Origin of the sequence: Petrotoga sp. 9PW.55.5.1 (genome assembly GCF_003265365.1) — a bacterium.
GTDB lineage: Bacteria > Thermotogota > Thermotogae > Petrotogales > Petrotogaceae > Petrotoga.
Genome location: NZ_AUPM01000010.1, coordinates 160,214 through 168,025, shown reverse-complemented (window position 1 = coordinate 168,025; position 7,812 = coordinate 160,214). Strand labels below are relative to the sequence as shown.

The window sequence follows — 7,812 nt, the reverse complement described above, 5'->3', positions numbered from 1 at the left end:
AAANTAAAGAGTGATTACCCCGTCTGCAGCATAAAACGCTGCATCCACCCCTTCGAGGAAGGGGAATTGAACCGATTTTATAACGAAGATAGATCCCAGAAAAAACTTGGATGCTTGGCTCCTGTTGATTTCAGAAACCGAGCATCCAATTGTATATAGTTTTTTATTAATTTTTGTGTCTACTTGATATGGGGCATTTCACTAGGCCCCCGATTTTTAACTTTTGTTAATAGATTTAATTGTAATTAGGACAATCATAATATCTTTGTTGGTTATATCTTTGATAATTCTGATATCTTTGAAAATCTTGGAAATTCTGAAAATCTTTATATTGTTGATATCGTTTATACTCCTCGAAATCTTTATACTGTTGATATCGTCTAAAGTCCTGGAAATCTTTATAATCTTGATAATTTCTTTCCCTTTGATAATTTGGTTCATTATTTTGATATCTTTCAAAAGCTTGGGTTCTTATATTTTCTCTATATTGTTCCATACTTATTGTTTTGTCTTGATACCTAATTTCTAAGGGAACCAAAGTTCTATTATCATTTAATGAAACCTTGTATCCTGTTATTTCAATATTTTCACCAGGTTTTACTTCTTCCAAAAAACTTTTCGGAACTCTTAAAGAATAAATTTCAGAGTCTACCTCGATACTCATAGTTAAAAATACTTCGTTATCAACAGTGCTCTTCACAGTCCCTGTAACTGTTACGGGGGAAACATCTTCCCATAGCAATCTTTCCTGCAACCTGTCCTGATCTCTAAGCATTTGAGTATCTGAATCTTGAATCTGCCTTTGATTTTGTATCCCAGCAAAACTTTGTTCCTGAGACATTGGAGAATTACTTGCCGGACCACCTTGCGCAAAAATTGAACCTACCACTAAAATAGCTAAAAACATCGAAACAAATAACTTTTTCATAACAACACCTCCATTAAGTAATGTTTTTTTATTTGGTACAGATGAATAATAATAGAAAGTTCTTAAAACTTACTTAATAAAGGCTTAGAATAAGCTTAAAAATATAAATCATTTATACTAGTTTTTAATTTTTTACTTAACTATCCCTAAATATGTTTTTTTCACTTGATCATCACTTAACAAATTATCTGCTTGACCTTCAAGAACGATTTTCCCAGTTTCTAAGACATACCCATAGTTGGCTATTTTTAATGCCCCTACAGCGTTTTGTTCAATTAATAGGATTGTAACTCCTTCTTCTCGGATTTTTTCAATCGTTTCTAAAACTTCTTTTACTAAAATAGGAGCTAAACCTAGGGATGGTTCATCAAGCATAAGAACTTTTGGTCTTGACATTAATCCCCTAGCCACTGCTAACATTTGTTGTTCCCCTCCAGATAATGTCCCCCCAAGTTGTTTGAGCCTTTCTTTTAGACGAGGAAATAATGTTAACACCCAATCAAAATCTTCGTTGATTTTATTTTCATCTTTTCTTGAATATGCCCCTAATCTAAGATTTTCTAAAACTGTAAGATTAGGAAATATCCTACGACCTTCTGGAACTAATGCAACTCCTTTAGAAACTATTTTATCAGTTTCTATATTGGTGATATCTATACCATCAAAAACAACCTTCCCATTACTTTTTTTAATTGTATTCATAATAGCGTTTAAGGTAGTGCTTTTCCCTGCACCGTTTGAACCTATAAGAGTTGTAATCTGTCCATTTTTAATCTCCATGCTTATACCTTTTACTGCATGAATTGCTCCATAATGTACATCCATGTCCATTATTTTCATTATTATATTTGTATTTTCAGCGTTCATACAAACAACTCCTCACCCAGATAAGCTTTTATAACTTGAGGATTTTTTTGAATTTCTTCAGGGTTTCCTTCAGCTATTTTTTTACCATAATCTAACACATAAATTCTTTCGCATATTCCCATGATAACCTTCATATCATGTTCAATTATAAGTATAGAAAGCTGAAATTGATCCTTAATATGCTTTATAAATTCCATTAATTCACTAGTTTCATTAGGATTCATCCCTGCTGCAGGTTCATCTAGCAATAATAATTCAGCTCCTGTGGCCAAAGCCCTTGCAATTTCCAACTTTCTTTGTAAACCATAAGGTAAAGAGTTTGCTTTATCGTTAGCATATATGGCTAAACCAACTTCATCTAAAATATCCCAGGCTTTTTTTTGCATTTCTTTTTCCACTTTCAGAACATCTGGAGTTTTGAATACACTTTTTAATAACCAAATCCAACTTTTAAATCTGAGATGTTGGGATACCAACACATTTTCTAAAACTGTCATATCCTGAAACAAACGAATATTTTGAAAAGTTCTTGCTATACCTAATTGTGTAACTTCGTGAGGTTTTTTTGTATTAATTACAGTGTTTTTCAACTTTATTTCCCCTTCTTCTGGGGTATATAGCCCTGTAATTAAATTGAAAAGCGTTGTCTTCCCAGCCCCATTAGGACCAATCAAACCTAATAGCTCTCCTTTTTTTAAACATCCATTAAAATTATTTACTGCTATTAATCCACCAAATTTTTTAGTTACACTGTCTAATTCCAATATATTATTAGAGTCTTTTGAATTATTCATAAATTGTCCTCCCAGTAGATAAAACGTTAAAACAAGAATTAAATAATAATTTCTTTATTTTTTCTTTATTTTTTGTATAAGTTTATGTATTCCTTCCCAAGTTATCTCATTTCTTCCCATAATACCTCTTCGCCAGAATAACATTATAATTATCAAAATTAATGACAAAACTACCATTCGCATTCCAGGTATGCCTGGTATATAAATAGGCCCAATCCTCATTGGTTCTTCTAAAACCCTAAGAAACTCTAAACCTACAGTATACAGTGATGCACCAATTATTGCACCACTTATACTTCCTAGTCCTCCTATAACTACCATTATCAATATTTCAAAAGTTTTCGCAAACATAAAAGATTTCGGATCAATAGTTGTAATAAGATGTGCCCACAATGCCCCACCTATCCCTGCAAAGAAAGAACCAATGACAAAGGTAACCACTTGATGAGAAAAAACGTTTATCCCCATTGATTTAGCAGCTACAGAGTCTTCTCTTATCGCTTTTAATGCTCTTCCATAACTGCTATTAATTAAACTCGATATGAAAACAACCGTTAGTAAGGCAAATCCCCAAGTCCACCATAAGTTTGTGTATTGGGGAATACTTTTCAAACCTAGTGCTCCGTTTGTAATCGCCCATGTATTATTTGCCACAACTCTTACTACTTCTCCCAACCCTAATGTAGCAATTGCCAGATAATCTCCAATCAATCTAAGTGAAGGAGCAGCAACTAAATATCCAAAAGCCGCTGCAACAAGTCCAGCTATAATTATTGACGGTAAAAAAGGTATCTGAATTACATTCAATGGGTATATAAGAGGTTTAATTAAAAAACTCATTTCTTTTTGAGCTGGAGAAAGCGTTAAAATAGATGATACGTAGGCTCCTATTGCAATGAAACCGACGTGCCCTAAAGAAAAAATTCCAGTAATACCGTTAATAAAAGTGAGACTAACCGCAAAAATGATATTAATAGCCATAAGATTCAAAATCAATACCACGTAACCACTGGCTTTATTATTGGCCAACAGTAATAATAAAAAAATAAACAAAATAAACAAAATTGTCATAATGAACTTTGATTTAAAAGATAATGTTTTTTCCAAAATTACACCTTCTCTCCTATTTCAACACCTAAGATTCCATTTGGCTTCACTAAAAGTATTAATATTAAAATTATATAAGCTATAGCATCTCTATAACCTGCCATTGTTGGGAGAAATGCAACTATCATTATTTCTGAAATTCCTAAAATAAGGCCCCCTAACATTGCTCCAGGGATGCTTCCTATACCTCCTACTACTGCTGCAATAAAAGCTTTTAAACCTGGCATCATCCCTGTATAAGGATAGATTTGAGGATATTTCATCGCCCATAAAATCCCTCCAACTGCGGCTAAAGCTGAACCCAACATAAATGCTTGAGACACGGTTCTATCAGTGTTTATTCCCATTAATTTTGAAGCTGTAACATCTTTTGATACTGCCCTCATAGCCATTCCTGGTTTAGTACGATAAACAATCCATACCAAAATCAAAAGAGAGAAAATGGTGACCCCTATTATAATGAAAGTCAACAAGGGAATTCTTATACCCTTTAAGTTTATCACCTGAGCAAACTGAGTGGGATAAACTCCTATTTGTGGATTAAAAGACTTTGCCCTTCCTCCAAACACAACGACGGCAAAATTTTGCAAAAAGAAAGAAATACCTATTGCAGTTATCAAACCAGATATTTTTGGAGCATTTGCTTTCCTCAATGGCCTGTAGGCAACTCTTTCAATTGCAGCTCCCAGCAATGCAGTTAAAACTATTGCTAGTATAAAAGATGCCCACCAAGGGAACAAAAACAAAGTAACAGCGTAAAATGCAAAATACATACTATAGGTAAAAATATCACCGTGTGCAAAATTAATAAGATTTAAAATACCATAGACCATAGTATATCCAATTGCTATAAGAGAATATATACCTCCAAGCGATATTGCATTGGCTAAATGTTGAAAAAACATTTGAATTGTCAAAATATCACCCTTTCAAAGACAAACTAAATATAGTGGCCATCCTTTTAAAGATGGCCTAATAAATAAAAAATATTATTTAAATAGATGGATTTACAACAGTTCTAAAAACAAACTTACCGTTTTCTACCATATTAATTACAGCGGGTTTAATAGGATTTCCCGAACCTTGCGGATAAGTTATGGTTCCAGCTACACCAGGGTAATTTTCAGTTTTTGCAATTGCCTCTCTAATTTTAACCGGATCTGATGATTGAGCCTTTTCTATGGCATTAACGATTACCATGTAAGCATCATAAGCTAGCGCACCAAAAGCATCTGCCCTTCTCCTGTATTCTTTTTGATATTCTTCAACAAACGATTTTGTCGCTGGGGAGAGCTCGGCGTCTTCGTGAAAATATGTTGTATAAGACAAACCTTCAACGTAAGTTCCACCTATTTCTATCAATTCTGGAGCATCTGCTCCGTCTCCTGCAAAAAATGGTCCAGTATATCCTAAATCTCTTGCCTGTTTACAAATTAAGGCAATTTCAGCATAGTAACCCGGCATAAAAATAGTGTCTGGTTTCTTTGAAAGTGCATCTGTTAGCTGAGCTGTAAAATCTTGATCTCCAGTTGTATAGAATTCATCAAATGTTGTACCTCCACGAGCAACAAAAGCTCTTTTAAAATAATTAGCAAGACCTACAACATAATCTTGGGCAACATCAATCATTATTGCTACGTTTCTAACTCCTAGTTCCTCCCAAGCAAATTGAGCAAGCAATGCTCCCTGCAAAGTATCTTCAAAACATGTTCTAAAAACATAATTTCTGTTTTGCGCGACCAAAGGGTTTGTTGCTGTATTAACCACCATTGGAATTTGTTTTTCTTCTGCAATGGATGCTGCTGCTAAAGCAGCAGAACTTGTGGCTGGACCAATAACAGCAACAACTTTATCGTGATCAATTAATCTTCTAATAGCGTTTGCTGATTCTGCTTTATCTGACTTGTTATCTACAGTAACTAGTTCAATCTTAACTTCTTGTCCTCCTATATTAACAGTCGATTTTACTTTGTTAGCTAGTAAAACTCCGTCTCTTGACATCTGTCCATATCCTGAAACAGGACCAGTAAGTTCAAAATTAATACCAATTTTAATAACTTCCTCTCCAAACATAACCATCGTTAAAACTAACACCAAAAAAACGATAAAAAATCCCTTTTTCATAAATAACCCCTCCTTTAAGTAAATATATATTAAACATAAATGAAATTTATTTCATAGAATTAACGGACAATGAAATTATCTTCATATATTATTATATATAATATAATATTTCTGAAACTTCAAGGCAATATTATTAATTATACTACATTCTTTTTTTATATTCAACTTTTTATATGAATTTTAATTTTCTTAGCTGCTATTCCTATGAAAAATAGAAATAAAAAAAGCTGAGATCTTCTCAGCTAATTTCGCATAATATATTATTTTTTTTGTTAATATTTATCCTTCTAAAATTTTTATCAAGAGATTTCTGTTTCTTGGGCCATCAAATTCATAAAAATAAACTCCTTGCCACGTACCTAAGATTAGGTTTCCCTCTTCAATAATCAAAGATATCGATGGACCTATAAGGCTCGATTTTATGTGAGAGTCAGCATTACCTTCAAGATGAGAATAATTGTTGCTTTTCGGTACTTTTTGAGATAAAAATGTTGTTATGTCTTTTTGTACTGAGGGATCAGCGTTTTCATTAATAGTTACTCCGGCAGTTGTGTGAGGAACAAAAAGAACTGCGATTCCTTTTTCAATTTTTGATTTCTTTACACATTCTTTTACATAATGAGTTATATCAATCAATTCTTCTCTTCTATGACTATTTATGGAATATTTAAACAACATTCTCTTGACCTCCTTTTCAGTAGTTATTGGTAGATAATATTCGCAACAATCGTTATAGAATTGCCTTCTTTAGACACATGCACTTTTACATTTTCTTTTTTTACAGAAAGATGCTTAACTGCATAATCTTTTATGTAATCAATTACATAATCTAATTCATCTTCACTTACGTTTTCAAATCTAAGCTGGCCACTACTGCCATTTTTTCTATCCGAAGTTGTTAATAAAGAATTCATTCTTTTTTTAGCTGTTTCACGCGTTTTAGATTTTTTTTTCTTGAAGGGCCACATTTATCTCTCACCCTCTTCTTGAAAAAATTCTTTTAAGCAACTCAAAAAAACTTTCTGAATCACGATCAAACCCCGCAAAATCTTTTTCTATAGGAACATTTTTCCCTAAAATTCTATCAGAAATATTGTTAAAAACTGAATAAAGCTTTCCGTTCGGGTTCTCAGAAATTGGTATCCCTTCATTTGAAGAAAGAAGTATTTCCTCGCTATCAGGAATAACACCTAACAAGTTTAAAGCCAGAGCTTCTTTTATATCATCAGCAGAAAGCATTTCATTTCGCTTTACAAGTCTTAACTTTAACCTATTAACTATCAATGAAATATTCTCATCATTGTAGCCTTGATTTTCAAGCAACCCTACTACTCTGTCAGCATCGCTTATAGCCGTAAGATCAGGAGTTGTGATCACAATTGCATGCTGTGCAGCCGATACAGCATTCTGAAAACCTCTTTCTATTCCTGCTGGAGAATCAATGATAATGTAATGAAAGTGTTTTGATAACTTTGAAATTATATTGGACATATCATCAGGAGATATCATATCTTTATTAGCGATCTGAGACGAAGCTAACAATGAGAGGTTTTTTAACTTTTTATGTCTTACTAACGCCTCCATAACGGTCTTATTACCGTTTACAACATCAATTATAGTGTAAACAACTCTATTTTCTAATCCCAATATCAAGTCTAAATTTTTCAGTCCGATATCTGCATCTATAAGGCAAACATTATAACCTTTTTTTGCTAAAGTTGAACCTAAATTAGCTACAATAGTAGTTTTCCCGACTCCGCCTTTCCCCGAGGTTACAACAAATACCTTTGCATTTTCCATCTCAACCCCTCCGCAATAAAAACTTCGCCCCTATTTTTTTGTTAACATTATAACAAAACAAAAAATGTAAAAGAAAAAGAAAATTTAGATACAAAAGGGCTAATCAGATTATACTATAAAATATTTAAAAATAAAAAATATATAAAAAAATCGGGGAATATTCCCCGATTTAATATAAAACTTTCTTGTTAC

Annotated in this window: 9 protein-coding genes; all 9 read right to left on the bottom strand. The window is 32.9% G+C overall.

Going from position 1 to position 7,812, the window contains the following annotated elements; all coding sequences use genetic code 11:
- Positions 1–235: 235 nt before the first annotated feature.
- On the bottom strand, positions 236–928 hold the full coding sequence (locus PW5551_RS02070) for a hypothetical protein (protein ID WP_113074054.1): 693 nt from the start codon (positions 926–928) through the stop codon (positions 236–238).
- Between the two features lie 132 nt (positions 929–1,060).
- The gene (locus PW5551_RS02065) at positions 1,061–1,795 is read right to left on the bottom strand and encodes an ABC transporter ATP-binding protein (RefSeq protein ID WP_113074052.1); all 735 of its coding nucleotides are present in this window, start codon (positions 1,793–1,795) and stop codon (positions 1,061–1,063) included.
- The gene (locus PW5551_RS02060) at positions 1,792–2,589 is read right to left on the bottom strand and encodes an ABC transporter ATP-binding protein (RefSeq protein ID WP_113074050.1); all 798 of its coding nucleotides are present in this window, start codon (positions 2,587–2,589) and stop codon (positions 1,792–1,794) included. Before PW5551_RS02060 ends, PW5551_RS02065 begins: the two co-directional genes overlap by 4 nt.
- A 54-nt stretch (positions 2,590–2,643) precedes the next feature.
- Entirely contained in the window at positions 2,644–3,696 is a 1,053-nt protein-coding gene (locus PW5551_RS02055) for a branched-chain amino acid ABC transporter permease (protein ID WP_113074048.1), read from the bottom strand.
- 2 nt (positions 3,697–3,698) lie between these two features.
- Entirely contained in the window at positions 3,699–4,613 is a 915-nt protein-coding gene (locus PW5551_RS02050; protein ID WP_113074046.1) for a branched-chain amino acid ABC transporter permease, read from the bottom strand.
- A 76-nt stretch (positions 4,614–4,689) separates the two neighbouring features.
- Positions 4,690–5,820 (bottom strand): ABC transporter substrate-binding protein, encoded by a 1,131-nt coding sequence (locus tag PW5551_RS02045; RefSeq protein WP_113074043.1) that lies wholly within the window; start codon positions 5,818–5,820, stop codon positions 4,690–4,692.
- Positions 5,821–6,099: 279 nt separating this feature from the next.
- Positions 6,100–6,498 (bottom strand): secondary thiamine-phosphate synthase enzyme YjbQ, encoded by a 399-nt coding sequence (locus PW5551_RS02040; RefSeq protein WP_113074041.1) that lies wholly within the window; start codon positions 6,496–6,498, stop codon positions 6,100–6,102.
- A gap of 23 nt (positions 6,499–6,521) precedes the next feature.
- The gene (locus PW5551_RS02035) at positions 6,522–6,788 is read right to left on the bottom strand and encodes a hypothetical protein (RefSeq protein ID WP_113074038.1); all 267 of its coding nucleotides are present in this window, start codon (positions 6,786–6,788) and stop codon (positions 6,522–6,524) included.
- Positions 6,789–6,795: 7 nt separating this feature from the next.
- A complete protein-coding gene (gene minD / locus PW5551_RS02030) occupies positions 6,796–7,620 on the bottom strand; it encodes a septum site-determining protein MinD (protein WP_113074036.1) in 825 nt (274 codons plus the stop codon).
- Positions 7,621–7,812: the final 192 nt, after the last annotated feature.

What these genes read in the sequence shown, in the direction of transcription:
- PW5551_RS02065 (WP_113074052.1), bottom strand. Translation starts at nt 1,795, where the DNA reads ATGAACGCTGAAAATACAAATATAATAATGAAAATAATGGACATGGAT.
- PW5551_RS02060 (WP_113074050.1), bottom strand. Translation starts at nt 2,589, where the DNA reads ATGAATAATTCAAAAGACTCTAATAATATATTGGAATTAGACAGTGTA.
- PW5551_RS02040 (WP_113074041.1), bottom strand. Translation starts at nt 6,498, where the DNA reads ATGTTGTTTAAATATTCCATAAATAGTCATAGAAGAGAAGAATTGATT.
- PW5551_RS02035 (WP_113074038.1), bottom strand. Translation starts at nt 6,788, where the DNA reads ATGTGGCCCTTCAAGAAAAAAAAATCTAAAACGCGTGAAACAGCTAAA.
- minD (WP_113074036.1), bottom strand. Translation starts at nt 7,620, where the DNA reads ATGGAAAATGCAAAGGTATTTGTTGTAACCTCGGGGAAAGGCGGAGTC.
- PW5551_RS02045 (WP_113074043.1), bottom strand. Translation starts at nt 5,820, where the DNA reads ATGAAAAAGGGATTTTTTATCGTTTTTTTGGTGTTAGTTTTAACGATG.
- PW5551_RS02070 (WP_113074054.1), bottom strand. Translation starts at nt 928, where the DNA reads ATGAAAAAGTTATTTGTTTCGATGTTTTTAGCTATTTTAGTGGTAGGT.